Below are 26,407 nucleotides of genomic sequence, written 5' to 3' on the forward strand. Positions count from 1 at the left end.
TCTCGGCCTATGAAACTGTCCTGGGGGAGGATGCCTGATGAAACGCCAGATCAACCTCTACGGCGCCGAGTTTCGGCCCAGACGGCAGTGGGCCAGCCTCAACCAGATGGCGCTGGTATGGGGCGGCAGCGTGCTGTTGCTGCTGTGTGCCGCCGGCGTCATCGCCTGGCAACAGCACGTTGTCGGGCGCGAGCTGGTGCAGGTGCGGGCGGCGCTGGAGATCAAGCGCGGCGAGGCGCAGCGGCTGGATGCCGAACTGGCCCGCCATCAGGCCGATGGCCTGCTGCAACAACAGCTTGCCACCAAGCAGGAGGAGCTGACCGCCAAGCAGGGCTTGATGCGGCAGCTGGGCAGCCTGGCGCTGCAAAAATCCCAGGGCTATGCCGGGCTGATGGCCGATCTGTCCCGTATCCGCGATCCGCAGCTCTCCTTGCAGCGGATCGAGATCGCCGACGGCTACGTCAACCTGTCCGGCTTCGCCGGGCGCAGCCAGGATGTGCCGGCCTGGGTCAACCGTTTCAAGCAGACCCCGTCGCTGGCGGGCAAGCAGTTTGGTGAGCTGACGTTAAGCCGTGACAAGGAGGGCCGGCTGGCCTTCCAGCTCAGCGGCATCGAGCGGGAGAAGCCCTGATGAGCCTGAAAGAGCAGTGGCAGGCCTGGGCCGACAAGATCGCCGCCCTCAGCCAGCGCGAGCGGGTACTGATCCTGCTGACCGGGGTGGTCGTGGTCGGCGCCGTTGCCATTTATGGCTGGCTGGATGGGGCCGCGGTGCGGCTGGAGCAGGAGCGGCTGGCGCTGAGCACTGCCCAGCGGGATCTGGAGATCATGGATCTCGAAAACCAGGGCAAGCAGGCCAAACTGGCGCGAGATCCGGATCTGCATGTGCGTACCCAGCTGGCACAGCTGGATGGCGAGCTGGGCAAGCTGGACGCCGAACTCAAGGCCCAGACGGTGGATCTGATCCAGGCCCATGAGATGCCGGCCGTGCTGGAGGCCCTGTTGTCGCGCTCCGTCAATCTGCACATGGTGGCACTCACTTCGCTGACGCCGGAGCCGCTGATGGCGGGCGAGCAGCGCATCAACCTGTTCAAGCACGGCATCCGGCTCAAGCTGGAGGGCGGCTATTTCGATGTGTATCAGTATCTCAAGGCGCTGGAGGGGCTGCCGCGCCACTTCTACTGGAAGCAGTTTGACTACCAGGTGCAGGAGTATCCCAAGGCGGTGGTGGAGATGGAGATCTACACCCTCAGCACCAGCAAGGAGTTTATCCGTGGCTAGATGGTTTCCCCTGTGGGCGTGTCTGTTCAGTCTGCTGGCCCAGGCGCAGCCCGAGCTGTTGCAGGATCCCACCGCGCCTTTGAGCGGCGCGACCAGCGGCGCCAGTGCAACCGGCCAGCGCGAGGCCGGTCTGCCCAGGCTGCAGAGCATCATGCTGGGCAACGGCCCGGCACTGGCGGTGCTCAACGGCAGCAGTTATCGGGTCGGCCAGCAGGTCGACGGTTATCGCGTGGTGGCCATAGGTGCAGATGCCGTGGTGCTGGAGAAGGGGGGCAAGCGCCAGTCGCTGACCCTGTTTGCCAGCAAGGTCCGGATCTGAACGCGCTCCACCCGGGATGGGCGGAGCCAGGTTTGTCGAGTTTAATTGCAAGTCAGGGTGCACTTATTACATGAAAAAACATCATCTCTGCCTGATCTCCGCCGCCGTGCTGACGGCAGGCTGTACCAGCTACCGGCACCCCGAACCCGTGCAGGCCAAGGACGCACTCAGGCATGCCATGACCGAGCAGAACAAGGGCGGAGCGCTGACCAGCGTACCCAAGTCGGTACAGAGCGAACTGCTGCAGCTCAATCGTCCGCCCCAGGCCATCAGCATGCCGGAAACGCGGCTGCGCATTGCCGCCCACGACGTGGATGCGGTGGAGTTTTTCGGCTCCCTGTTCAAGGGCTCCCGCTACAGTGTGGCGGTACACCCAGGGGTGGCCGGCCAGATCTCGGTCGAGCTCAAGGACGTGACCCTGACCGAAGTGCTGGCGGTGGTGGGCGACATGTACGGCTTCGACGTGCAGCGCAAGGGCAACGTGTTCCACGTCTATCCGGCCGGGCTGCGCACCGAGACCATCCCGGTCAATTACCTGATGATGTCCCGGCGCGGCCTCTCCCGCACCTCGGTCAGTACTGGCGGGGTGACGGCCAACGACAATAATTCAAATAACGGCGGCATCAATTCCAGCAGCAGTGCTGAAATATCTTCCAACCAGAATGGCACTGGTATCTCGAGCAGTTCCAAAACCCAATCAACATCTAATGGAACCCAGATCGAAACAGATACCAATAGCGACTACTGGACCGATCTGCGCGACACCCTGCAGACCCTGATCGGCAGCGGCGACGGCCGTGCCGTCATCACCAGCCCGCAGGCGGGCCTGGTGACCATCCGGGCCTATCCGAAGGAGCTCAAGGCGGTGCGCGAGTTCCTCAACCAATCAGAGAGCCACTTGAAGCGTCAAGTGGTGCTGGAGGCGCGGATCCTGGAGGTGGCCCTCAACGAGGGTTACGAGCAGGGGGTGGATTGGAGTGGCTTGACCGCTAGTTGGGATGGCAATAAGGGGATTCCCAAGGTGGCTCAGCCAAAGTTAGTAGCCCCTGGTGCTACACCTGAGTATAACCTGTTGAATGGTGGCGGTTCTCTCGGCGATAGCTTGGTTGGTGCTGTGAACCCTATCTTTAACGCGATTGGTGGTGGCGCCGGTTTTACTATTACTGATGGTAACTTCAACGTGGCGGTCAATCTGCTCAAAACCCAGGGGGACGTGAATACCCTTTCCAGCCCGCGGGTAACGGCGACCAACAACCAAAAGGCAGTTATCAAGGTGGGGACGGATGAATACTTTGTGACCAACGCGACGACAACCATTACCTCTACCACGACGGGGTCTGAGAGGACTCCTAATGTAGAGCTAACCCCCTTCTTCTCCGGCATCGCGCTGGACGTGACGCCGCAGATCGATGAAGAGGGCAAGGTGTTGCTGCATATCCACCCCTCCGTCATCGACACCGAAGAGCAAAATAAGACAATCGATTTGGGTACCACAGGCGGGAAGATGACTCTCCCGCTGGCCAAGAGCTCGATCCGCGAGTCCGATACCGTGGTGCAGGCCAACAATGGCGACATCATCGTCATCGGCGGCCTGATGAAGACCGACAAGCAGGAGATCGTCAGCAAGGTGCCGCTGCTGGGGGACATTCCCTGGGTCGGTGAGGCCTTCACCAACCGCCGCGAAAGCACCAAGAAGGTGGAGCTGGTGATCATGCTCAAGCCGACCGTGGTGGAGAAGGACACCTGGCAGAATGAACTGCAGCGCTCCTCCGAGCTGCTCGACAAATGGTATCCGCCCAAGGGCTGAGTCATGATCCTGGACCGGTTTGATCACGTGCCGGGGGCCATCACGGGCTCCCTGGCAGAGATGGCAAGGGATTGCCCATGTACCTGAACCACTTCGGTTTGCAGGAGGCTCCCTTCGGCCTCACCCCCAACACCGGTTTCTATTACGGGCTGCCCCCGCACGAGGAGGCGCTGCAGGTGCTCAACTGGGCGCTGGCGCAGGGGGAGGGCTTCATCAAGGTGACCGGCGAGGTCGGCACCGGCAAGACCCTGCTCTGCCGCAAGCTGCTGAGCGAACTGGGCTCCGAGGAGCGGCCGGTGCGTCTGGCCTGGCTGCCCAACCCCCACCTCAACCCGGCCGAGCTGCGCATCGCCCTGGCGCTGGAGCTGGGACTGGCGGTGCGGGATCAAAGCGAGCTGGATCTGACCGATCGCATCCATCGCCACCTGATCGCCTTGCACCAGCAGGGGAGCCGGGTGGTGGTGCTGATCGACGAGGCGCAGGCGCTGCCGGACGAGACGCTGGAGGCGATCCGGCTGTTCGGCAACCTGGAAACCGAATCGAGCAAGTTGCTGCAGATCGTGCTGTTCGGCCAGCCCGAGCTGGACGCCAGGCTGGCCAAGCCCCATCTGCGCCAGCTGCGCCAGCGGATCGGCTTCTCCTACTGCCTGCGGCCGCTGCGTTTCGATGAAACCCGGGCCTACCTGGAGCACAGATTGCAGATTTCCGGTTATCGCGGGGCCCCGCTGTTTGGCGGCCGGGCGCTGCGCCAGCTGTGGCGCGCCTCGCGCGGCATTCCGCGACTCATCAACATACTGGCGCAGAAGTGCCTGATGCTGGCCTATGGCCAGGGGGCGCGCCAGATCGATAGCCGGCTGGTGCGGCTGGCCGTGCGCGACACCGACGATGCCCGCCGCTTGGTGCCGCGGCGCTGGTGGCCACTCGTGCTGCTGCTGGGCTGTGCCCTCGCCTATGGAGTCTGGCAATGAGCGTGATCAATCAGATGCTCAAGGATCTGGAACAGCGCCAGCAGGGGGGCGAGGGGGCCGTCTATGTGCCACCCGTGCGCCAGCAGGGCTGGTGGATGCTGCTGCTGACACTGATCTGCGGGCTGGCGCTCGGCATTCTGGGCTGGCGTACCTGGATTTACTGGCAGCAGAGCCAGCGGGTCGTCGAGGCCCGCCAGCTGCAGGCGGAGCCCACACCGGACGCCATCGCCCGAGCGGTTCCCGCAGCGGTGCCGGCCAGTGCAGAACAAGAGCCGGTGGATCAGGTGGTGGCGCTGCCAACCCCGCGCCACCTTGCTGCCCCGCCTGCCGACGCTCCGCAGCAGGCGCAGGAGAGCGCAGCCGATGATGCCGACGTGGCCGCCATCGATGAGGAGGGGCCGAGCGACGAGGAGCTGCAACCTGACCTCTATGCCGAGCTCGCGGCGGAGCAGGAGGCCCCCGCGGCCGCGCCGCGCAAGCCCGGCGTGCTCAAGATAGAGACGGTCAACCTCTCCGAGGCCGAACTGGCCACCCTGGCCGAGCGCAAGGCCACCACCGCCATGGCCAAGGGGCAGCTGCGCGATGCCCAGGACAACTACTATCAGGTGCTGGCCCACGACCCGCGCAATCAGGGGGCGCGCGAGCAGCTGGCGGGCCTGCTCTACGGCGAGGGGCGGCTGAGCGAAGCGAGCCAGTTGCTGGAAGAGGGGCTCAGATTCGATCCCGAACAGGCCGATTTCCGGCTGCTGCTGGCGCGTCTCGCCATCAGCGGTGGCGATCAGCTCAAGGCGCTCGGCTGGCTGACCGGCCATCGACCGGATCTGGCCAGCAATCTGGATTATTACGCTACCTGGGCCGGGCTCAGCCAGGAGCTGGGTCAGCATGCCGAGGCGGCGGATCTCTACGTGAAATTGTTGCGCCAGCAGCCGGATCAGGGCCGCTGGTGGCTCGGGCTCGGCGTGGCCGAAGATGGCCAGGGCCATAGCCAGCGCGCGCTGGATGCCTATCGCAATGCCCAGTTGCACGGCAACCTGGGCGAGGCGTCGACCAGCTGGCTCGAACAGCGGATTGCCCAGCTCGCCCCCTGACGGGCGGCCGGGATCACTTTTTTGGAGTTTGCATGGCACAACCCAGACTGAAAATGCGCCTCGGCGACCTGCTGGTACAAGAGCAGATCATCTCGGATGATCAGCTGCAGCTCGCCCTGCAGCAGCAGCGTCAGACCGGCCGCAAGCTGGGCACCACCCTGATCGATCTCGGCTTCATCAGCGAGGTGCAACTGCTGCAGTTCCTCGCCCGCCAGCTGGATGTGCCCTTCTTCGATCTCAACAACCTCACCATAGATGCGTCGGCGGTGCCGCTGCTGCCGGAAGTGCAGGCGCGCCGCTACCGTGCGCTGGCGGTCAACCTCACCGACAACAAGGTGACGGTGGCCATGTCGGATCCGGCCGACCTTAGCGCCCTTGACGCCATCGCGGCGCTGCTGCGCCCGCGGGAGATGGGGCTGGCGGTGGCGCGGGAGGGGCAGCTGCTGGAGTATTTCGACCGTCTCTATCGCCGCACCCGCGAGATAGAGAGCTTCGCCGAACAGCTGCACGAGGAGTATCAGGACGCCGGCTTCGAGCTCGGCTCCAGCAACCTGGGGGCGGGTGACGAGGGGGAGGCGACGGTGGCCAAGCTGCTGCGCTCCCTGTTCGAGGATGCGGTGCAGGTGGGGGCTTCCGATATTCACATCGAGCCGGACGAGAAGGTGCTGCGCATTCGCCAGCGCATCGACGGCATCCTGCACGAGAACATCCTGAGCGAGGTGCGTATCGCCCAGGCGCTGGTACTGCGCCTCAAGCTGGTGGCCGGGCTCGACATCTCCGAGAAGCGGCTGCCGCAGGATGGCCGCTTCAACATGAAGGTGCGCGGGCGCGATGTGGATGTGCGGATGTCGACCATGCCGGTGCAGTACGGCGAATCCGTGGTGATGCGACTGCTGGACCAGTCCTCCGGCATCCTGTCGCTGACCGAGACAGGCATGCCGCCGGAGATCCTGACCCGCTTCCGGCGTCAGCTCAAGCGACCCCACGGCATGATCCTGGTGACGGGGCCGACCGGCAGCGGCAAGACCACCACCCTCTATGGCGCCCTCTCCGAGCTTAACCAGGCCAGCCAGAAGATCATCACGGTGGAAGATCCGGTGGAATATCGGCTACCCAGGGTCAATCAGGTACAGGTCAATCCCAAGATCGGGCTCACCTTCTCCCACGTGCTGCGCTCCACCCTGCGTCAGGATCCGGACATCCTGCTGGTGGGCGAGATGCGAGACAACGAAACGGTGGAGATCGGCCTGCGCGGCGCCATCACCGGTCACCTGGTGTTGACCACGCTGCACACCAACGATGCGGTCACCAGCGCCCTGCGCCTCATTGACATGGGGGCTCCCGGCTATCTGGTGGCGAGCGCGCTGCGGGCCGTGGTGGCCCAGCGACTGGTGCGGCGGGTGTGCGAGCACTGCGTGGAAGAGAAGGCGCCGGATGAAGGTCAGGCCACCTGGCTGACCGTGCTCTCCGGCGAAGCGCCGGGCCAGCACGTCTATCACAAGGGGCGCGGTTGCCAGAGCTGCAACTTTACCGGCTATGCCGGCCGGATCGGGGTGTACGAGTTGCTGGAGCTGGATCAGCCCATGATGGACTCCCTGCGCCGCAACGACGCCGAAGGGTTTGCCAAGGTGGCCCGCCTACACCCGCACTACCGGCCGCTGGCGCTGACCGCACTCGATTACGCCCGCCAGGGGATCACCTCGGTAGACGAGGTGCTGCGGCTGGCGGAGGACCTGGGGTAAGTGATGACCAACTTCATCGGCAATGAACGCGGCTGGCTGGCGCGAGGCACTCCATGAGCAGCTTCGCCTACAAGGGGCGCGACAGCCAGGGCAATGCCGTCAGCGGGGTGGTGGACGCGGCCACCGAGATGGCCGCGGCCGAGCAACTGATGCGCCGCGGCGTGATGCCGACCGAATTGAAAGCCGGCAAGGCGAAGGCGGCCGCCCTCGACTGGTCCCTCTTGCTGGAGCGGGGCGTGCGGCTGGATGAGCTGGTGGTGTTCAGCCGCCAGATGTATGCCCTGACCCGGGCCGGCATCCCCATCCTGCGCGCCATCGCAGGGCTGGAGGAGAGCGCCCACAGCAAGCCGCTCAAGCGGGCGCTGCACGCGCTGGGAGAGGATCTGGGCAACGGCCGGCCGCTGTCGAGCTCGATGCAGGCCCACCCCAGGGTGTTCAGCAGCCTGTTCGTGGCCATCATCCACGTGGGGGAGAACACGGGTCAGCTGGAAGAGGCGTTCTTGCAGCTTGCCAACTATTTCGAGCTGGAGCTGGAAACCCGCAAGCGGATCAAGACCGCCATGCGCTATCCCAGCTTCGTGCTGATTGCCATCGGCATCGCCATGGTGATCCTCAACATCATGGTGATCCCGGTCTTTGCCGGCATGTTTGCCAAATTTGGCGTCGAGCTGCCGCTGGCGACCCGGATCCTGCTCGCCACTTCCCACTTCTTCGTGCACTACTGGTGGGTGATGCTCGGCGTGTTGCTGGCCATGGTGTTTGGCTGGCGGCGCTGGGTGAGCACGGTCAAGGGCAAGCTGACCTGGCACAGATGGCAGCTCAAGTTGCCGATCGTCGGCACCATCATAGAGCGCTCCCTGCTGGCCCGTTTTGCCCGCAGCTTCTCCATGATGCTCAAGGCCGGGGTACCGCTCAACACGGCGCTGAGCCTGGTGGCCGATGCGGTGGACAACGCCTGGATGGCGGGCCGGATCCGCGACATGCGGGCCGGCATCGAGCGGGGCGAGAGCCTGCTGCGCACCGCCGGCAGCAGCGGCCTGTTCACCCCGCTGGTGATGCAGATGATCGCGGTGGGGGAAGAAACCGGTCAGGTCGATGATCTGCTGCACGAGGCGGCCGAGTATTACGAACGGGAGGTGGATTATGACCTCAAGAGCCTCACCGCCCGGATCGAGCCGATCCTGATCGGGATCGTGGCGGTCATGGTATTGATCCTGGCGCTGGGCATCTTCACGCCCATGTGGGACATGATGCGGGCCGTGCGCGGCAAGTAACCGGGCAATAAGGCGGGCGGTATGGATAAATGGCAGAGCGTGGAGCGAGATGGGTGAGTCGACAGTCACAACAGGATGAGCACTGGCTGGGGAGCTATCGGCGGCTGGCCGTGGGGATCCTGTTGCTGATCATGGTGGCGACCCTGGCCCGGAGCTATCTTGTCCACCGGGAGGAGGCGCTGGCCGTCAGCCTGACCCTGCTGGGGGAGCAATTTGCCGAGCGCGCACAAAGGTTGCATGGGCTCTGGCTCGATCAGCGGCGTCCCGCCGTGCTGCATGCCGATGGGATGGCCTGGCAGTTTGATGAGCGTGGCTGGCCACTGGGTGCCGGTACAGTGATGACGCCGTCGGAAAACTGCCGCTGGCTGTGGGAGCAACTCATCGGTACCGCGGCGTCGACCCAGCCGCCGGTGCAGGCCTTGGCGAGCCTGGATGGCGAAGGGTGCCAGTTCGGCTGGGAGAATAATTGGCTGATTTATCAATTTTCTGACGGCAGAGTACAACAAAAGCCCTGAATGAGGCTTGTTTTGCGATTCAGTTAAATGATTTTTTTATATCTGCATGAAATAATGCGGGTTATTACGGAGGGTCCATGACAACAACGCGACTGGTACCAAGATATTCCGGTGTGGCGAGTCCCCATCGGGCGGCGGGTTTCTCGTTGATCGAGCTGGTGATCGTCATCGTCATCCTGGGGATCCTGGCGGTCACCGCCTTGCCCCGCTTTCTCGATGTCACGGACGAAGCCAAGAAAGCCAGCGTGGAGGGGGTCTCCGGCGGGTTTGCCACCGGCGTGTCGCTGGTGCGGGCTCAATGGGAGGCCGAAGGGCGCGCCAAGCAGGACAGCCTCAACACCGTGCTCTATGACGGTTCACGTTTTTATCTGACCACGCCGACCGACACCCAGGTCAGCAACGGCGAGCTGTCGCCCGGTTACCCCATGGATACCTCGGCCGGTGGCGGCATCGACGTGGATCCGGCCAACCTGACGGCCCCGCGCTGTCTCAAGATTTGGGAGGGTCTGCTGCAGAATCCGCCCAAGGCTACCGCCAGCTTCAGCGAGGTGCGTGGTAGCGGCAATGACCTGAAATACTATGTCAGTGTGACCAATAACGGCCTGGACTCGGTCTGCCGCTACTATCTGGTCAATAGTTTGAGTAAGGGTAGTGATGGCAAGTATCAGGATCCGCAAGGCAGTACTGATGCATTCATGAGTTTCAGTTACCGTCCGGCTTCCGGTCAGGTGACCACCAATATCAATTGACAGAGGAAAGTAATATGAAAAAACAGGCGGGTTTTACCCTGATCGAACTGGTCATCGTGATCATCATTCTGGGTATCCTGGCAGTGACCGCGGCTCCCAAGTTCCTGAATCTGCAGGATGATGCCAAGAAGTCCGCCGCTCAGGGCGTGCAGGCCGCAGTCAGCAGCTCGGCTCAGCTGGTTTACAGCAAGTCAGCACTGGTAGGTGTCGAGCGTGCTGCAAGCGGTTCGGTAAGCACCAGTGACGGAGCCAGCATTGATGTTGTGTATGGTTATCCGGCTGCGACCAGCACTGGCATCCAGCGTGCCGTCACCATCGATGGTTCTTGGGCTGGTGCCGTGTCTGGTTCCACTTTCGTATTCGCCACCAGCGGATCCAAGTGCACCGTGACCTATGCTCCCGCTACCAGCACTGCGGGTGCCACCACCACTCTGGGTGGATGCTGATTCAGAGTCAGTGTCAAGGAGGCGAGGCTTATGCCTCGCCTCCTTGTTTATGAACAGGGAGCAAGAATGCAACGAGGTTTTACCCTGATTGAACTGGTTATCGTGATCCTGCTGCTCGGGATTCTGGCCGCTTTTGCCGTGCCCAAATTGCTGGGCAAAGGCGGCTTTGAAACCCAAACCCTTCGTGATGAGCTGCTGACCCGGCTGCGGCTGGTGCAGACCATCAACATGCATGAACCCGCCGACCGCTGTACCCAGCTGGTGGTGGAGGCTTCCCGTGTTGCCCATATCACGCTGGCGGTTGCCGGTGCGACATGCCCGGCTCCCGGCCCCATGACCGGCTGGAGCGACAATCAGCGCACCCGTGGCCGCCTTGTGACCCCTTCCGCCGGTATGGCGGTCTCCCTCAATAACGCCAGCAGCTTTGTGATCCGTTTTGATCAGATGGGCAGACCCCTCGGCAGCTGTGCCACGGGTTGTACCCTGCTGGTGAGCGATGGCCGCGAAACCGGCCGCATCAAGATCGAATCCGAGGGCTATATCCATGAGAGCCCTTGAGCGCGGTTTTACCCTGATCGAGTTGATCGTCGGCATAGTGCTGCTGGCGGTGGCACTGACCGGCATCCTCGGCCTGTTGATCAATCAGGCTCCCCAGGCGGTGGATCCGGTGCAGCAGGTGCGGGCCGCCCAGCTGGCCCAGCGCCTGGCCGGCGAGCTCCAGCAAACATCGTTCGATGAACAGTCGGATCACAACGGTGGCCGCTATCGCTGCGGCGAGACGGTGGCCGGCGTCACCATCCCCGCCTGCTCGACCGATTATGGTCCGGACGGTGAGCCCACCCCCTACATGTTCAACGACGTGGATGATTTCGATACTGCTGGCAGCTGGAAAGATGCCAGCTTTTACACCCAGAGCGGCGGCATTATCGCCAGCGACGAGTATCGCAACTATCGAGTCAAGATTGCGGTGAGCCCGGTCGACTTCAGCGATGGCACCTTCAAGAGCTGTACGTCGCCCTGCTCGGTGGGCAAGCGCATCGATCTGCAGGTGCGCCTGCCTGACGAGAGCGTGCTCGACTTCTCCTTCTATCGGGGCAACTACTGATGCGGACGGCGGGCGGTTTTACCCTGATCGAGCTGGTGATGGTGATCCTGCTGCTGGGCATCATGGCCACCTTCGCCAGCCAGTTCATCGGCATCGGCAGCCAGATCTACGGCGATGCCAGCAGTCGCGAGCAGCTGATGAGCGATGCCCGCTTCGCCATGGAGCGGCTAAACCGCGAGGTGCGCGATGCGCTGCCGGGCTCCGAGCGGATTGAAACTCTGGATGGCAGCTGGGATGACAGCGGCCCCTGCCTGCGTTTCTGGCCCATCAGCACCTCCAGCCGCTATCTTGCCCTCAACCGAGCCCAGTCCGGCAGCACATCCACCCTGGAGCTGGTTATGGCAATCCCCGCCTCTGCGGCCAATCCGCTCAACCAGGATGCCAATGCGGTCAAGGCAGGGGATCTGATGGCCGTCTTCCCTGTGCCGAATTCAGGCGTGGATTCACTGACCGCTGGTTGCGAGTATGGCCGCTGTGTCGCCAGGGTCACCGAGGTGCTGGCGCCGGTATCGGGGGCCCAGACCGTTCGCTATACCAGTGGCGAGACCCTGGCCGGGATCTCGCCCGGCAGCCGGGTCTATTTTGCCAATCAGCAGGTACGCTACTGCGTGGAAGGCAGCACGATGACCCGATCCAGCGCCGCGATCGGTGCCCCTGTTGCAGCGGGTGTGCTGATGGCCGAGTCGCTTCGTGCCGGCAACTTCTATCGGGAGGTCTCGGCCTTCAACGCCGAAGGGGAATTTGGCCTGCGGCTGGTGTTCGAGCGCAAAGGTGAAACGGTCACCTTCAACCACAAGCTGGGGGTCTTCAATGTTCCCTGAGCGTCGCCAGAGCAAGAAGATGGGGGGCAGTGCCCTGATGATCGCCTTGTTCGTGATCGTGGTGATGGCCATATTGGCGGCGGCCATGGGGCGCTTTTTGCTCGACAGCAGCGAGAAGAATACGGTGGAGGTGCGCAGCGTGCGTGCCTTGCTGGCGGCCCAGAGCGGGTTGGAAGTGGCGCTCTATCGGCTGTTTCCCAACCGGACGGCGGCCCAGCCCCAGCCACCTGCAGTGTGTGAGTCGAGCAGAACTATCAGCTTCACCGGCAATCCGGGGCTGATCGACTGTCAGGCGGTGGTACAGTGCCGCAGTGTCTCGGCGACCTATAACGGCGTGACCAGTGCCGGCTATCGCCTTCAGAGTGTCGGCACCTGCGGTTTGCGCAATGACCTGACCAGTGCCAATCCAGACTTCAGGGTGAGCCGCACCCTGATGGTCGAAGCGTATGACGGAGGCTGATGATGAAATGGCTGTGGGCACTGGCCCTCTTCACTAGCCAGGTCTGGGCGTTCGATCCCATCGACACCAGCACCGTCTTTCCGGCAGTGGCGCAGGGCCACCATGGCAACAACAACAACAGCTGCCACCAGATCAGCGGTTATCAGCTGAGCCAGCTCAACAATCCCAAGATCAATGGTACCGGCGGGCTGCCGCTCAACTTCTGCTCCATCCGGCCTGATCAGAACAACACCCCCCGTTGCGATAACGGGGCTGGCGGCTACAAGGTTTGTGCCATCACCGGCAGCGATATTCGCGGCCTCCCTCTGACAGGAAACAACACGTTTCCGACCATTACCTCGGTGATGCCGCTTCTTTGTCTGCAGGGTCAGCAAACCGCCCTCTTTTCCGACTATGGGTCCGCTGCAGTCGAGAATTGCACCGTGACTTTTCCCAGCCGCAGTACCTACCAGATCAAGTCGCTGAGCGTGCGCAACAACGGTGTGCTGGTATTGGGGGACGGGGATTACTTTATCGACTCGCTGACCCTCGACAACGCCACCATCCGTCTCTCCGGCAGCGGCACCACCCGCATTTTTGTCAATCAGGACGTGAAGCTGCTCAACACGGTCAATATCAATGCGATCAATCAGGGCAGCCTGGTCTGGGTCAACTATGGCGACATGACCATCGACAACAGCTCCAAGTTTTATGGCTACCTCTACACCGACGGCCGTTTGACCATGAACAACAATGCCACCGTCTATGGACGGGTGACGGCCCGCTATCTGAGCATGGATACCCAGTCCAGCATCAACGACTATGCCGTTCCTCCCCCGTTGACCTGTTTTGACGATGGTTTTGACAGCGCCCAGATCAACCCGGACAGCTGGGTGGTGGCCCAACGCAACAACAGTACCCTGCCATCGGTGCAGAATGGCCGCCTGCGCCTCACCCAGAACGTGACCGATCAGGCGACTTCGGCCACCTTCCAGCGCCTCTTCCCGGGGGCCGGCAACCTGGTGACGGTCGAATTCGATCAATTTGCCTACAAGACCTTTGGCACGAGCGGGGCGGACGGCATGGCGGTGGTGCTCTCGGATGCCACCCTGACACCGCAGCCGGGGGCCTTTGGCGGCCCGCTGGGTTATGGCTACAAGCCCGGGATCAGCGGCTTTGCCGGCGGCTGGCTCGGGGTGGGGCTTGACGAGTACGGCAACTATGCCAACGAGGGAGGCACTTACAACCTGGGGTCGCGGCCGCAGGCGGTTTCCATCCGTGGCTCGGGGTCTGGCACCTCCGGCTACAACTATCTAGCCGGTACCGCCAGCAACCTGAACCCGCCCGTCGACAGCGGTACCAACGGCAACCGCCCTCACCGTTACCGCATCACGGTCGACTCCCGCACCGCGGGCAGCTCGCTGACCAAAGTCGAGCGGGATACCGGCTCGGGTTACAGCACCCTGGTCGGCCCCATCAACATGACGAGCCAGAGCGGTCAGGCGGCGGTGCCTGCCAATTTCCTGCTCTCCCTGACCGGCTCCACCGGCTCGGTGACCAACTTCCACGAGATCGACAACGTGCGGATCTGTGCCCTGCGCTCCAATCCGGTGGGGGTACAGATCGACCACTTCCAGCTCGATCACTCGGGTCAGGCGCTGACCTGCAATCCGGAGACGGTGACGGTCAATGCCTGCGCCGATGCCGCTTGTACCACACTTATCCAAGATCCGGTGACCGCGACCCTGAGTCTTACCCCTACTTCTGTCAGCAATGGTTGGATTGGCGGCAATACGGTGACCTTCAGTGGTGGTTCCACGACCGTTCAACTGCGCAACAACACCGCCACTGCGGTCACCATAGGGGTATCCGGTTCGGTCCCGACTACCAAGCCGTTCAGCACCACCCTGTGCAAGGCTGGCGCCGGGACACCCAGTGCGGCTGCCTGCACCCTGAGTTTTGCCGACAGCGGCTTCTTCTTCGATGTGCCTGATACCTATTCCAATCAGCCGCAGACGGTAGCCATCAAGGCGGTCAAGAAGAGCGACGTGACCAAGCTGTGCGTGCCGGGGTTTGCCAATCAGAACAAGAGCGTCAAGTTCTGGAGCAGTTATATCTCGCCGACCAGCAATAACTACAACAGCAAGATAAGCGTCAACAGCAGTGTGATTGGTACCGATCTGGGCAGCGCGACCCTGGTGCCGCTCGCTTTTGACGCGCAAGGCCAGTCGACCATCACGGTCAAATATCCGGATGCCGGCCAGATGCAACTGGATGCCCGCTACGACGGCACGGGCAATGAAGCGGGGTTGGTGATGACCGGCGCCGACCAGTTTGTGGCGCGGCCGGTCGGCTTGTGCATTACGACCCCGCAAGGAATTTGCTCGGCAGGGGACAGCAGTTGTCCGGTGTTCAAGAAGGCGGGAGATAGCTTCCAGATAGATATCAAGGCGATGGCCTGGGAATCGGCCAATGATGGGGATATTTGTGCCGGGAACCAGACCACGCCCAACTTTGCCCTGCCCAATATTGCCCTGGGCAGCATCTTGGTGGCGCCAAACCCCGGCACCAATGCAGCGGTGGGAATGGCTACCTATAACCATGTTCCCGCGAGCAACAGCCTCAACAGCGTTACCCAGACGGTGAGCGAGGTCGGGGTATTCCGGATGACGGCGACGCCACCGGTGGCAATGCAGCCAGAGGGAAGCACTGTATCTACGGGTTATTTCGGTTACACCATCCCTCCCGCCAGCAGCGTGCCGGTGGGCCGTTTTATTCCCGCCGACTTCAATCTGGCCAGCGGAGACATAGTGCCGGCCTGCAATGTCTTCTCCTATATGGGGCAGCCCTTCGGGGTCGCGCTGGATGTGCTGGCCCGCAACGTGTCGGGTGGCCAGACCAAGAACTATACGGGGTCGTTTGCCAAGGGCAGCGCCTATCTCTCGGTTGCCAACAACAAGGATGGCAAGTCCCTCGCTAACCGGTTGCGCAGCCTGCCGTCGCTGCCATGGCTCAATGGCCGGGCGGCGTTGGCGGCCGGCAGCAGCGAATTTGTTCGCCTCTCCGATACCCAGTCGGATGGCCCCTACAAGTCGCTCTTGTTTGGCCTCTATATGCGTGACAACGATGGCGACAGAACAGTGATTGCCAGCCCCGATTTCAACGATGCGGTGGTTGGCAATTGCAGTGGAGCCAGTTGCAATGCCCGTCTGATCGACAGCGTGCCGATGCAGGTCTATTTCGGTCGCCTGCTGGCGGGGACGGGGGCGGGTCTTGCCTCTGCGCCGCTGGCCGTGCCTCTCCAGCTGCAGTATTACGAGGCAGGCAACTGGCAGTTGAACAAGCTGGACCAGTGCACCCAGTTCTCTCTGGCCAATCAGGGCTTCACTTTCCTCAATCCGAGCCATGTCTTTGATGCGGCCAGCCGCGACCTGAGTCTGGGGAACAATCGCAAGATCCGGCTGGGGTTGGGGAGTTCGGCGCCGGGCGGGGCTTCTGCACAGGCAACCGATGGCGAGATCCTGTTCCAGTTCGCCAGGCCGGATATCTCGGTGCGCATTCCCTACCGGGTCGATTTGAGCAAACAGCCGTCACAGCCGCTCTGGTTGTCTGATCCGGCCACCCTGCAAGGAGAGGCGATTTTCGGCTCCAGCCGGGGTAATGACAGAATTATTTATCGGCGCGAAGTGATGCACTGAGCGGGGAGTTGGGGCGGATCTGTCAGCTTCGCCCCCCTATCCCCTTGTTTATTAGCGTTTGTCGGCTTGTGCGGGTGAGTGATGACTCGCATTTTTGTCGCGCCCGATGGGGTGGCGACAGTTTGAGCGCTTGCCGATTGGGGTGGGCATTGGTAAAGTTAGCCGGTTTTCTGCACCTCCAAATTCTTAGGATTTCCCGTAGCCATGTTCAAAAAGCTCAGAGGCGTCTTTTCCAACGATCTGTCGATCGACTTGGGAACTGCCAACACCCTGATCTATGTAAAAGATCAAGGGATCGTCCTTAACGAACCCTCAGTTGTCGCCATTCGCCAAGAGCGCGGGAACGCCAAATCGGTCGCTGCCGTCGGTCATGCCGCCAAGCAGATGCTGGGTCGTACCCCTGGTAACATCTCCGCCATTCGCCCGATGAAAGACGGCGTGATCGCCGATTTCTACGTGACCGAGAAGATGCTGCAGCACTTCATCAAGCAGGTTCACGACAACAACTATTTCCGCCCCAGCCCGCGTGTGCTGGTGTGCGTGCCGTGCGGCTCCACCCAGGTGGAACGTCGTGCCATCAAGGAATCCGCACTGGGCGCCGGTGCCCGCGAGGTCTACCTGATCGATGAACCCATGGCTGCCGCCATCGGTGCCGGCCTGCCGGTCTCCGAAGCGACCGGTTCCATGGTGGTCGATATCGGTGGTGGTACCACCGAAGTGGCCATCATCTCCCTGAACGGTGTGGTGTACTCCCAGTCCGTCCGTATCGGCGGCGACAAGTTCGACGAAGCCATCATCAGCTACGTGCGCCGCAACTACGGCAGCCTGATCGGGGAAGCCACCGCCGAGCGCATCAAGCACGAGATCGGCTCCGCCTACCCGGGCGAAGAGGTGCGCGAGATCGAAGTGCGTGGTCGCAACCTGGCTGAAGGTGTGCCGCGCAGCTTCACCCTCAACTCCAACGAGATCCTGGAAGCGCTGCAAGAGCCGCTGTCCGGCATCGTTTCCGCAGTGATGGTAGCGCTGGAGCAGTCTCCGCCCGAGCTGGCCTCCGACATCTCCGAGCGTGGCATGGTGCTGACCGGTGGTGGTGCTCTGCTGAAAGATATCGACCGTCTGCTGATGGAAGAGACCGGTATCCCGGTTGTGGTTGCCGAAGATCCGCTGACTTGCGTGGCCCGTGGTGGCGGCAAGGCACTGGAGCTGATCGATATGCACGGTGGCGATCTGTTCCACTACGAATAAGACCCAAAGCCGGCCAGCGTGCCGGCTCTTTTTTGACGACCCATGAAACCCATTTTTGGTAGAGGCCCTTCGCTTCAGTTACGGTTGTTTCTCGCCGTCATCATCTCCATTGCTGCCATCGTAGCGGACTCCCGCTTCGGTGTGTTCAGCCACGTCCGCGTCTACCTCAGTTCGCTCGTCAGTCCGCTGCAATACATGGCCAATGCGCCGGGTATCATGCTCGATACCATGTCGACCCAGGTGCAGACCCGGGCCGGCCTCATCGAGCAGACCAAGCAGCAGGAACAACAGCTGTTCACCCTGCGCTCGCGCCTGCTCAAGATGGATCATCTGGAGCACGAGAACCAGCGCCTGCGTGAGCTGCTGGGTTCGCCGGTGCACAAGGAGTCCCGCAAGATGGTGGCCGAGCTGCTGTCGGTGGATTCCGACCCCTTCAGCCATCAGGTGCTGATCAACAAGGGGGCGCTGGACGGTGTCTACAACGGCCAGCCGGTGATCAACGATCAGGGGGTGATCGGTCAGGTGCTGCACGTGGGTTCCACCACCAGCCGCGTCCTGCTCATCACCGACTCCAGCCACGGCATCCCGGTGCGGGTGCTGCGCAACGACTTGCGCGCCATTGCCTCCGGCAGCGGCGAGCTCGACAAGCTGGAGCTGCGCAACCTGCCGCGCAACACCGACGTCCAGGTCGGCGATCTGCTGGTCACCTCGGGCCTGGGCGGCCGCTTCCCGGAAGGTTATCCGGTGGCGACCGTGACCCGCTCCGACTACGTGGAGGGCAAGCCCTTCGCCCAGGTCGAGGCCAAGCCGCTGGTGGCGCTGGACCGCTTGCGCTATCTGCTGCTGCTGTGGACCGACAAGAAACCGGAAGTGCATGACGATGAAGAGGCGCCGACCCCTGCGGCAGCCCCGGCTGCGGCGCCTTCGGCTGCGGGAGCGACGCGCTGATGTTGCAACCCGCCAGCGGCAGGATCTGGATCTGGATCTCGATCCTGCTGGCCCTTAGTCTGTCGATCCTGCCGCTTCCTTTCCAACTCGAACCCTTCCGCCCGGACTGGCTCGCCATGGTGCTCATCTACTGGGCGCTGGCGCTGCCACACCGGACCAACGTCGGCACCGCCTGGGTGGCGGGCCTGCTGCTGGACGTGCTGCTCGGCAGCACCCTCGGCGTGCGGGCCATGGCGATGGCCATCACCACCTATCTGGCGGCGTTCCAGTTCCAGAAGATCCGCAACTTCTCCCTCTGGCAACAGGCGCTGATCATCGGCTGTCTCTCGCTGGTGGGCAAGGTGACCATCTTCTGGGCCGAGCACCTGTTCAGCCGCGCCAGCCTCAATTTCGCCTACTTTTGGTCGACCCTGAGCACGATGCTAATATGGCCCTGGGTTTTCCTGGTCTTGCGCAAGGTGCGCCGGCGCTTCAATATCAAGTGAATATGAGTAAAAACAACTCATTGTAACCGTACCCTGGCTCGCGAAGTGATTATGAACAAGCACAACGAACTGCAACTCTATCTCGCCTCGGGCTCGCCCCGCCGTCACGAACTGCTGACCCAGCTGGGCTACCGCTTCGAGGTACTCAGGCTGGATGTGCCGGAACAGCGGGAAGAGGGCGAGAAGCCCCAGGACTATGTCTGCCGGTTGGCCCGCGACAAGGCAACGGCTGGCGTGGCCGCCGCGCCCACGGCGCCGCCGGTGCTGGGCGCCGACACCATAGTGGTGCTGGGTGACCGGGTGCTGGAGAAGCCGTCCGACCTGCTCGACGCCAAGGACATGCTGGAGGCGCTCTCCGGCAAGGTGCATCAGGTGATGACGGCGGTGGCGCTGGCCACCCCGGAGCGCTGCGACGTGCGGCTGGTCACCACCAACGTGGCGTTTCGCAAGCTGGACGAGGCCGAGATTGAGGCTTACTGGCGCACCGGTGAGCCCTGTGACAAGGCCGGCGCCTATGCGATTCAAGGCATTGCCGGCAAGTTCGTCAGCCGCATCGAGGGGAGCTACAGCGCCGTGGTCGGCCTGCCCCTGCTGGAAACAGACCTGCTGATCAAGCATCATCTGGAACAGTCCCGGTAATCCAACCGCAGCCTTGTTGCGCAGACCGGTTCCGCGAACCGCTGGCAACAGGGCGATCAGAATTTGAAGCCATCACAGGCAAGGCATAGGTCGGTGACATGCACCGGCTGTTTCTTACTGCGTTACTCACCGGGCACGTGCCGGTTTGGCTGCCAGAATTTAAAACTAGAAAGGCAAGGTAACTTATGTCGGTAGAACTGCTGGTAAACGTCACCCCCTCCGAAACCCGGGTTGCCCTGGTCGAGAACGGTCTGCTGCAGGAAGTGCACGTGGAGCGTCAGGCCAAGCGCGGCATCGTGGGCAACATCTACAAAGGCAAGATCAGCCGGGTACTGCCCGGCATGCAGGCGGCTTTCGTCGATATCGGCATGGACAAGGCGGCCTTCCTGCACGCCTCCGACATAGTGCCGCACACCGAGTGCGTGGCGGTGAAGGAGAAAGAGCAGTTCCAGGCCGGCAACATCGCCGAGCTGGTGCGCCAGGGGCAGGACATCATGGTGCAGGTGGTGAAAGACCCGCTGGGCACCAAGGGTGCCCGCCTCACCACCGACATCACCCTGCCGTCCCGCTATCTGGTGTTCATGCCGGGCAGTGCCCACGTCGGCGTCTCCCAGCGCATCGAGTCCGAGGCGGAGCGCGAGCGCCTCAAGCGCACCGTGGCCGGCTATGTGGACGAGCTGGGTGGCTACATCATCCGCACCGCCGCCGAAGGGGTGGGGGAGCAGGAGCTGGAGCAGGATGCTGCGTTCCTCAAACGCTTGTGGCGCAAGATCCTCGAGCGCAAGCAGAAGTATCCCCCCTGCAAGATCCTCTACGAGGATCCCAGCCTGGCCTTTCGGGTGGTGCGCGACTTCGTCGGGGCCGAGCTCGACAAGATCCGGGTCGACTCGCGCCAGAGCTTCGATCAGCTCAAGCGCTTCACCGAGGAGTACGTGCCCGAGCTGGCCAACAAGCTGGAGTACTACTCCGGCGAGTCGCCGATCTTCGATCTCTACGACGTGGAGAACGAGATCCAGCGCGCGCTGGAGCGCAAGGTGGAGCTCAAATCCGGCGGCTACCTCATCATCGACCAGACCGAAGCCATGACCACGGTGGACATCAACACCGGGGCCTTCGTCGGCCATCGCAATCTGGAAGAGACCATCTTCAACACCAACGTCGAGGCGACGGCGGCCATCGCCCGCCACCTGCGCCTGCGCAACCTCGGCGGCATCATCATCATCGACTTCATCGACATGCAGTCCGAGGATCACCGCCGGCGGGTGCTGCACAGCCTGGAGCAGGCGCTGTCGAAGGACCGTGCCAAGACCAACGTCAACGGCTTCTCCCAGCTCGGTCTGGTGGAGATGACCCGCAAGCGCACCCGCGAGAGCCTGGAGCACGTGCTCTGCTCCGAGTGCCCCGAGTGCAAGGGGCGCGGTCGGGTCAAGACGGTGGAGTCGGTCTGCTTCGAGATCCTGCGGGAGATCATCCGGGTCAACCGGGCCTACGATGCGGATCAGTTCACCGTCTACGCCGCCCCGGCGGTGGCCGACTACCTGCGGGGCGAGGAGTCTCACAGCCTGGCCGAACTGGAAGTGTTCATCGGCAAGCAGGTAAGGGTGGTGAGCGAGCCGCTCTGCGGGCAGGAGCAGTTCGACGTGGTGATGATGTAATTGGTCTATCGCTGGCTGAGTCGGGGCTGGTTGGCCCTCGGGGTCTTCTTCGTGCTGCTGGCCATCCTGGTCAGCCTGGTGCGCTTTGGCGGCCCCTTGCTCAATCAGCACCGGCAGGCGCTGCTCAATACCCTGCTGGCCGACAGCAAGCTGGAGGCCAGCGTCGATCGCATCGGGCTGGACTGGACCCAGCGTGGCCCGGCCCTCGAGCTGCAGCAGCTGGTGATCGCGCCGAATTCGGGTCGCTTCGCCCTGCGGCTTGGCAAGGTGTGGGCCCACCTCGACTTCTGGCGCTCCCTCAACGAACTCAAGCCGGTGTTTGGTCAGCTGATCCTGAGCGATGGCGACATCGCGCTGGATCTGGGCCAGCCTGCGGAGCCGGAAACCGGCAACGGCAGCGACCAGCAGCAGGCCCTGCTGCGCTTTCTGCTGACCCAGCTCTCCACCTTCGACATTCACGATACCCGCCTCAGCCTCACCACGGCACTGGGGGAGGTGCGCGCCCTCGACATCGCCCAGCTGCGCTGGCAGAACCGCGGCAAGCGCCATCAGGGGGTCGGCAAGGCCTATCTCATCAACGGGGTGGGCGAGAGTACCCTCGATCTCATCGTCGATGTGGATGCCCCCCAGGTGCGGCTCGATCGACTCAAGGGCCAGCTCTATCTGGGGGCGCGCCAGCTCGACATCAGCCCCATGCTGGCCCGCACCCATTCAGGGGAGCCCAAGGTGAGCGGCCAGCTCGACTTCCAGCTCTGGAGCGAGTTCAAGGCCGGTCAGCTGGGGGATTCGCTGCTGGCGTTTGGCGACAACTATCTGATCTGGCAGGATGAAAAACAGGGTGACCTGCACCGGCTCGGGCTGCAGGGGGGCAAGATCCAGCTGCGCCGGGACGGCAAGGAGTGGCAGTTTGCCAGCCACGACGTCACCTTCAAGCTCGACGGCAAGCCCTGGCTGCACAGCCGGTTGCAGCTCGAGCGGGTCGGCGATCGCATCCAGGGTTATGTGCCGGCCATCGATCTGGACCAGATCGCCAACTTGAGCCAGCTGGTGTCGGGGATCTATCCCGAGCTGACCGAGACCCTCAAGCGCACCCGCCCGACCGGCAAGATCCAGGATCTGATCCTGCAGGCGGATGCCGGCTGGCAGGGGCTCTCCGTCAGCGGCCAGCTGTCCCACATCCGGGTCAACGCCTGGCACGACGTGCCCGGCGTGCGCGACCTCAACGGCGAGTTCTGGCTCACCCCGACCGGCGGCGGCGCCAGGCTGCGACTGGCAAACGATGCCATAGATCCGGCCCGCCACTTCAAGGAGCCGATCCCCATCGACAGCTTCTCGGCGCGGCTCGACTGGTGGCAGGTGCCGCAGGGCTGGGTGCTCTATGGCCAGGATCTGGTGCTGGACAACCCGGACTTGAGCCTTGCCAGCCGCTTTCGGCTCGATCTGTTCGAGCACCCCTTCCTCGCCCTGACCGGTCGCATCGACGTCAAGAATGCGGCCAACGCCGACCGTTACTATCCGCTGCAGGTGATGGACAAGAGCCTGGTGGATTACCTGAGCGGGGCCATCAAGGGGGGCAAAGCCAAGGGGGCTGATCTGCTCTGGTACGGCGAGTTCCGCGACTTCCCCTACCGCAAGGGCGAGGGCATCTTCCAGGTGGCGGTGCCGCTGCAGCAGGCCTCCTACGAATTCTTCCCCGGTTGGCAACCGCTCACCGACCTGCAGATCGATCTGTTGTTCCAGAACGCCAGCCTCGACATGAACAGCCGCGCCACCCAGCTCGGCAAGGCCAGCTCCGACTCGGTGCACGCCTGGATCCCGGACCTCTATCCGGGGGCTCACCTCTACGTGGACGCCAAGGTTGAGGGCGAGGGCAAGGCCATCAGCGACTACCTGCAGGACTCGCCGCTCAGTGGCTCGGTCGGTCAGGCGCTGCGGGAGGTGGAGATCCGCGGCCCCATGAAGGGGTCGGTGAAGCTGGATATTCCGCTGGATGGCGAGAGCGAGGTCAAGGCCAGCGGCGACGCCCTGTTCAGCAACAACAAGGTGCGGGTCACCAGCCTGGATCTGCCGCTGGAGCAGGTGCAGGGGCGGCTAGAGTATGACAACGAACAGACCCGCTTCAACAACCTCAAGGCGAGCCTGTGGAACCAGCCGCTCACCCTCGACTATCAGGGCCGCCAGCAGCCCAATCGCTACCAGGTCGATCTCAAGTTCAAGGGACAGTGGGACAGCCGCCGCCAGCGGCAGAACATCCCGGCGCTGGACATCCTCAAGGGGCGCGGCAACTGGTCCGGCAGCCTGGGGCTGACCCTGCCGAGCGATCAGCCGTTCAGCTTCCAGCTGGCGCTCGACTCCAACCTGCAAGGCATGGGGCTGGATCTGCCCGCGCCGCTCGCCAAGGCGGCCGGCAGCCGGCTGCCGCTCAAGGTGACCGCGCGCGGTCGCGACGGCAGTGCCGACATCCGCGCCGTGCTCGGGGCCGACGTGGATATGCAGAGCCGGCTGGTGTACGGCGACGGCGTGCCCTATCTCAGCCGGTTGCGGGTGGACGTGGGGCAGCCCGGCGCCCGGGTGCTGCGCGATCGGCCCATGCTGCTCGCCATCAACCAGCAGCAGGCCGACGTGGCTGGCTGGCTGGCCCGTCTCAAGCAGTGGCTGCCGGCCAGCACGGCGCCGAGCGGCAATGCGGTGGTGGGCCCCTCTTTCTTGCCGCAGGAGTGGTGGGTGGACGGCCGTCTGGCTCGCGCCGACATCGGCAGCGCCAACCTCAAGGCGGTGCACTTCACCGTGGGGCCGGTCAATCAGGCCACCGAGGTGATGATCGACAGCCCGGACGTGATGGGGGTGGTGCGCCTGCCGGTGTCCGAGCGTCAGCCCATCGACGCTAAATTTGCCCGCATCCACTGGTCCGGCAAGAGTTCGGATCTGAGCCCGGATCCCGATGCCAGACAGGACAGAGCCATCATGGATGCCATCCCCTGGCTCACCTTCAGCTGCGTGGATTGCCGCTTCGGCGAACTACCGCTGGGGGAGGTGAAGGGGGAGCTGATCCCGGGGGCCGACAAGCTGAGCCTCAAGGGGCTGGAGATGCGGCTGGCGGGCAGCCAGCTGAATGGCAGCGCCGAGTGGCTGGCCGGCGCTGACGGCATGCAGACCCGTGCCCGCGCCCACATCAGCAGCAACAACAGCGAGCTGCTGCTCAAGCGGCTCGGCTATACCTCGCCCATCGGCGATGCGCCCGGCAAGATGGCGCTGGATCTGAACTGGCGCGACGTGCCCTACCGGCCGAACGTGCCGACCCTGACCGGCACCGCCGACTATCAACTGGAAGGTGGCACCCTGCGCGAGGTCAACGACAAGGGGGCGCGACTGCTCTCCCTGCTCAGCCTGGATTCATTGCTGCGCAAGCTGCGGCTCGATTTTCGCGACGTGTTCGACAAGGGCTTCTACTTCGAGTCCATGTCGGCCTCCGCCAAGATCAAGCAGGGGGTAGTGGACAACCGCGACTTCTACATGAAGGGGGCGGCCGGCAACCTGCGCGGCGAGGGCATCGCCGATCTGGTGCGCTGGCGGCTCGACTACGAGCTGAGCTTCTCCCCCAACCTGGGCGGCACCCTGCCGGTGGTGGCGGCCTTCTCGCTGACCCCGATCACCGGGCTCTACGTGCTGGCGCTCTCCAAACTGCTGGAGCCGGTGGTGGACGTGGTCACCCGCATCGATTTCCGGGTCTCAGGCCCGCTCGACGATCCCAAGCTCATCGAGGCGGGACGGGATCGGGCCCGCATCAAGCTTAACCAGCAGCAGAAAGAGGCGGTCGACGCGGTGGCCCCCAACCTGCCGACGCAGGAGGTGACCCCCTTCCTGCTGACCCCCAAACACGCGGGGCCCGCCCAGCGCTGAACGAGCGGCCCGGCACCATCACAAGGAGTGAGCCATGATCCGACATATCCTGCTGATCGCCTTCAAGCCGGGCACTCTGCCCGAACAGATAGACGCGGTGCGCGCGGCCTTTCTCGCCATCCCCCATCAGGTCAGCGGCGTGCTGGCGGTGGAGTGGGGGCGGGATGACAGCCCGGAAGGGCGGGCCGAGGGCTTCACCCACAGCGTGCTGATGACCTTTGCCGACGAGGCGGCCCGTCAGCGCTACCTGCCCCACCCGGATCACGATGCTCTCAAGGCCATCTTCCGCCCGGTGCTGGAACGTATCATAGTGCTGGATTACACCCTGCAGGCCGGCGATGCGGTCAGCATCTGACGGTGGCAACAACGACAAGGAGCGCCTCATGTGGTTAGCCGCAATACAGCTGGTATCGGGCCGCAACTGGCAGGATAACCGGGAGCAGATCGCCGCCGAGCTGGCCCTGCTGCCGAGTGAGCGGCCACTGCTGGTGCTGCTGCCGGAGAACTTCGCCCTGTTTGGCGAGCGGCAGGGTTATCTGGACGGGGCCGAGACCATAGGCCCCGGTCTGGGCGGAGCAGCGCCGATCCAGCGGCAGCTGGCCGAATGGGCCCGTGACTATGGCATCTGGCTGGTGGCGGGGGCTATGCCGACCACCATCGCCGGTTCCGACCATATCCACACCAGTACCCTGGTGTTCGACCCCAGTGGCGAGCACAAGGGCCACTACCACAAGATCCACCTGTTCGACGTGGACGTGGCGGACAATCACGGCCGCTACCGGGAATCGGAAACCTTCAGCCCCGGCGAGGAGCCTGTGCTGGTGGACTCCCCGTTTGGTCCCCTTGGCCTCTCGATCTGTTATGATCTGCGCTTTCCCGAGCTGTACCGCCGGCTGGCCCGCGCCGGTGCCCGCGTGCTGCTGGTGCCTGCCGCCTTTACCGCCGTGACCGGCGAGGCGCACTGGGAGCCGCTGCTGCGGGCCCGCGCCATAGAGAACCAGTGTTACCTGGTGGCCGCCAATCAGGGCGGCACCCACGAGACGGGGCGCCAGACCTGGGGCCACAGCATGGTGATCGACCCCTGGGGTCGGGTGCTGGCCAGCCTGGACAGCGGGCGCGGCACCGTGCTGGCACCGCTGGACCCCGGTCTTGTCGACGAACTGCAACGCACCATGCCGGTGCTGGGCCATGCCCGTCTGCTATGAACATGTGCAGGTTCGATTCGCCCTGTGGCGGGGGAGTCGGACGCTTGCAAGCCCGATGGTGGGTTGGACGTCCGCTGACGT

24 protein-coding genes are annotated in these 26,407 nt (G+C 63.4%); all 24 read left to right on the forward strand.

All coding sequences use genetic code 11. From position 1 onward, the window contains the following. Positions 1-37: 37 nt before the first annotated feature. Positions 38-631: an MSHA fimbrial biogenesis protein MshI1 gene (gene mshI1 / locus R2E40_RS01850; RefSeq protein WP_016349153.1), complete on the forward strand. Its 594-nt coding sequence runs from the start codon at positions 38-40 to the stop codon at positions 629-631. Beyond that, on the forward strand, positions 631-1,278 hold the full coding sequence (gene mshJ / locus R2E40_RS01855; RefSeq protein ID WP_201975551.1) for an MSHA fimbrial biogenesis protein MshJ: 648 nt from the start codon (positions 631-633) through the stop codon (positions 1,276-1,278). Before mshI1 ends, mshJ begins: the two co-directional genes overlap by 1 nt. Next, positions 1,271-1,597: an MSHA fimbrial biogenesis protein MshK gene (gene mshK / locus R2E40_RS01860; protein WP_016349155.1), complete on the forward strand. Its 327-nt coding sequence runs from the start codon at positions 1,271-1,273 to the stop codon at positions 1,595-1,597. The genes mshJ and mshK overlap by 8 nt, the downstream gene beginning before the upstream one ends. A gap of 70 nt (positions 1,598-1,667) precedes the next feature. Continuing rightward, the gene (gene mshL, locus R2E40_RS01865) at positions 1,668-3,404 is read left to right on the forward strand and encodes a pilus (MSHA type) biogenesis protein MshL (RefSeq protein ID WP_318164613.1); all 1,737 of its coding nucleotides are present in this window, start codon (positions 1,668-1,670) and stop codon (positions 3,402-3,404) included. Positions 3,405-3,481: 77 nt separating this feature from the next. Further along, entirely contained in the window at positions 3,482-4,372 is an 891-nt protein-coding gene (gene mshM, locus R2E40_RS01870; RefSeq protein ID WP_101616907.1) for an MSHA fimbrial biogenesis protein MshM, read from the forward strand. Further along, positions 4,369-5,460, forward strand: coding sequence for an MSHA fimbrial biogenesis protein MshN (mshN, locus tag R2E40_RS01875; protein WP_318164614.1), 1,092 nt, complete (start codon positions 4,369-4,371; stop codon positions 5,458-5,460). Before mshM ends, mshN begins: the two co-directional genes overlap by 4 nt. A gap of 32 nt (positions 5,461-5,492) precedes the next feature. Next, a complete protein-coding gene (mshE, locus tag R2E40_RS01880; protein ID WP_318164615.1) occupies positions 5,493-7,202 on the forward strand; it encodes an MSHA fimbrial ATPase MshE in 1,710 nt (569 codons plus the stop codon). 53 nt (positions 7,203-7,255) lie between these two features. Continuing rightward, on the forward strand, positions 7,256-8,476 hold the full coding sequence (mshG, locus tag R2E40_RS01885; RefSeq protein ID WP_318164616.1) for an MSHA fimbrial biogenesis protein MshG: 1,221 nt from the start codon (positions 7,256-7,258) through the stop codon (positions 8,474-8,476). 53 nt (positions 8,477-8,529) lie between these two features. Next, positions 8,530-8,991: a hypothetical protein gene (locus R2E40_RS01890; protein WP_043125773.1), complete on the forward strand. Its 462-nt coding sequence runs from the start codon at positions 8,530-8,532 to the stop codon at positions 8,989-8,991. 77 nt (positions 8,992-9,068) lie between these two features. Further along, complete coding sequence (gene mshB, locus R2E40_RS01895; protein ID WP_017408812.1) at positions 9,069-9,740, forward strand: MSHA fimbrial major subunit MshB; 672 nt, start codon at positions 9,069-9,071, stop codon at positions 9,738-9,740. Positions 9,741-9,754: 14 nt separating this feature from the next. Next, on the forward strand, positions 9,755-10,186 hold the full coding sequence (locus R2E40_RS01900) for a prepilin-type N-terminal cleavage/methylation domain-containing protein (protein WP_318164617.1): 432 nt from the start codon (positions 9,755-9,757) through the stop codon (positions 10,184-10,186). 66 nt (positions 10,187-10,252) lie between these two features. Next, a complete protein-coding gene (mshC, locus tag R2E40_RS01905) occupies positions 10,253-10,744 on the forward strand; it encodes an MSHA fimbrial minor subunit MshC (protein WP_318164618.1) in 492 nt (163 codons plus the stop codon). Then, complete coding sequence (locus R2E40_RS01910; RefSeq protein WP_318164619.1) at positions 10,731-11,291, forward strand: type II secretion system protein; 561 nt, start codon at positions 10,731-10,733, stop codon at positions 11,289-11,291. Before mshC ends, R2E40_RS01910 begins: the two co-directional genes overlap by 14 nt. Next, positions 11,291-12,112 (forward strand): type II secretion system protein, encoded by an 822-nt coding sequence (locus R2E40_RS01915; RefSeq protein WP_318164620.1) that lies wholly within the window; start codon positions 11,291-11,293, stop codon positions 12,110-12,112. The genes R2E40_RS01910 and R2E40_RS01915 overlap by 1 nt, the downstream gene beginning before the upstream one ends. Further along, positions 12,102-12,572, forward strand: coding sequence for an MSHA biogenesis protein MshP (locus tag R2E40_RS01920; protein ID WP_318164621.1), 471 nt, complete (start codon positions 12,102-12,104; stop codon positions 12,570-12,572). The genes R2E40_RS01915 and R2E40_RS01920 overlap by 11 nt, the downstream gene beginning before the upstream one ends. Then, complete coding sequence (locus R2E40_RS01925) at positions 12,572-16,249, forward strand: DUF6701 domain-containing protein (protein WP_318164622.1); 3,678 nt, start codon at positions 12,572-12,574, stop codon at positions 16,247-16,249. The genes R2E40_RS01920 and R2E40_RS01925 overlap by 1 nt, the downstream gene beginning before the upstream one ends. Positions 16,250-16,453: 204 nt before the next feature. After that, positions 16,454-17,494, forward strand: coding sequence for a rod shape-determining protein (locus R2E40_RS01930; RefSeq protein WP_005308111.1), 1,041 nt, complete (start codon positions 16,454-16,456; stop codon positions 17,492-17,494). Between the two features lie 42 nt (positions 17,495-17,536). Further along, the gene (gene mreC / locus R2E40_RS01935) at positions 17,537-18,442 is read left to right on the forward strand and encodes a rod shape-determining protein MreC (protein WP_011704376.1); all 906 of its coding nucleotides are present in this window, start codon (positions 17,537-17,539) and stop codon (positions 18,440-18,442) included. Beyond that, entirely contained in the window at positions 18,442-18,927 is a 486-nt protein-coding gene (gene mreD / locus R2E40_RS01940) for a rod shape-determining protein MreD (protein WP_005308115.1), read from the forward strand. Before mreC ends, mreD begins: the two co-directional genes overlap by 1 nt. Positions 18,928-18,978: 51 nt before the next feature. Then, positions 18,979-19,566: a nucleoside triphosphate pyrophosphatase gene (locus tag R2E40_RS01945; protein ID WP_318164623.1), complete on the forward strand. Its 588-nt coding sequence runs from the start codon at positions 18,979-18,981 to the stop codon at positions 19,564-19,566. A 185-nt stretch (positions 19,567-19,751) separates the two neighbouring features. After that, a complete protein-coding gene (gene rng / locus R2E40_RS01950) occupies positions 19,752-21,221 on the forward strand; it encodes a ribonuclease G (RefSeq protein ID WP_011704378.1) in 1,470 nt (489 codons plus the stop codon). Further along, the gene (locus R2E40_RS01955) at positions 21,222-25,121 is read left to right on the forward strand and encodes a YhdP family protein (protein WP_318164624.1); all 3,900 of its coding nucleotides are present in this window, start codon (positions 21,222-21,224) and stop codon (positions 25,119-25,121) included. 34 nt (positions 25,122-25,155) lie between these two features. After that, positions 25,156-25,476: a Dabb family protein gene (locus tag R2E40_RS01960; RefSeq protein WP_005308123.1), complete on the forward strand. Its 321-nt coding sequence runs from the start codon at positions 25,156-25,158 to the stop codon at positions 25,474-25,476. A 28-nt stretch (positions 25,477-25,504) separates the two neighbouring features. Next, a complete protein-coding gene (locus tag R2E40_RS01965; RefSeq protein WP_318164625.1) occupies positions 25,505-26,326 on the forward strand; it encodes a carbon-nitrogen hydrolase family protein in 822 nt (273 codons plus the stop codon). Positions 26,327-26,407 lie beyond the last annotated feature (81 nt).

Origin of the sequence: Aeromonas sp. CD, assembly GCF_033349375.1 — a bacterium.
GTDB classification, from domain to species: Bacteria; Pseudomonadota; Gammaproteobacteria; order Enterobacterales; family Aeromonadaceae; genus Aeromonas; species Aeromonas hydrophila.